Origin of the sequence: Martinezella calliandrae, from assembly GCF_030272695.1 — a bacterium.
Lineage (GTDB): Bacteria > Pseudomonadota > Alphaproteobacteria > Rhizobiales > Rhizobiaceae > Rhizobium > Rhizobium calliandrae.
The window spans coordinates 4435-5434 of record NZ_JARFYN010000122.1; the positions used below are offsets into that span (position 1 = coordinate 4435).

Below are 1000 nucleotides of genomic sequence, written 5' to 3' on the forward strand. Positions count from 1 at the left end.
TTGTTTTCCAAGAGAACGATGCGGTCGCCGGGCGCGAAGGAGCGCTTGCCGTCATTGGTCTGATAGACGACCTCACGACCGAGCGCAGCTTGCTCTTCCTCGCCTTTTGCCAGCTGGCCTCTTTGCTGAAGCAAGGTCCTGATATCGGCATTGATCGCACGAACGTCGACGCGCCGATGGGCAAGGGCGATCCGTGATCCAGAGAGATTTGTCTCCAGATCTGAGAGATAGTCATGGACCAAAGCCGCCCGGGCATTCTGCCTGTCTTCGCCGAACTTGACTGCACCGTGATCGGCATAGGCCGTCAGCCCAACATCGGTGCGATGCGTCGCGAAGGCAACAGATGCTTCTTTCTGCCAATCGGCGCGTTGACGACGGATTTCCGAGAGCTCGACCGCGCCAATGCGCTCGACGATCGCCCTAAACGGCGAGCCGGCACCGATCGCCTGCAACTGCTCGTGATCGCCGACCAGGACGAGCTTGGCACCACGTGTCTCGGCTTCACTGATGAAGCGTGCCAGCCGTCGGCTGTCCACCATGCCGGCTTCGTCGATGACGAGAATGTCGCCCTTGCCGAGTTCGCCTTTGCCCGCTTGCCAGCGATATTCCCATGAGGCCAGGGTTCGCGATGCGATGCCCGAGGTTTCCTCCAGCCCCTCTGCTGCCTTGCCGGCAAGCGCTGCGCCATGAACACGATAACCCTGCCGTTCCCAGGCTTCGCGCGCAGCAGCAAGCATGGTCGATTTGCCGGCGCCGGCAAAGCCGACCACAGCAGCGATCTGGCAAGCCTGCGTCAGATGATAAACGGCAGTCCGCTGTTCCTGGCTCAAGCCTGCCTTCTCGATCAGGCGATCCCGCTCGGCGACGGAGATGTCACCGCGATCGACCCGATCAGTCAACGATACTGCAGTGGCTCGCTTGATCGCGTCGTCCTGTCGGCGCAATGCTTGATCGACATGATGTCGGTTAACATTGTGGCTCAAGGACTGCTGCATGCGGT

At 60.7% G+C, this 1000-nt stretch carries 1 protein-coding gene; it reads right to left on the reverse strand.

Going from position 1 to position 1000, the window contains the following annotated elements; all coding sequences use genetic code 11:
- Positions 1–1000: AAA family ATPase (locus PY650_RS36120; RefSeq protein WP_285884869.1), on the reverse strand; the 1000-nt coding region annotated here is incomplete at both ends.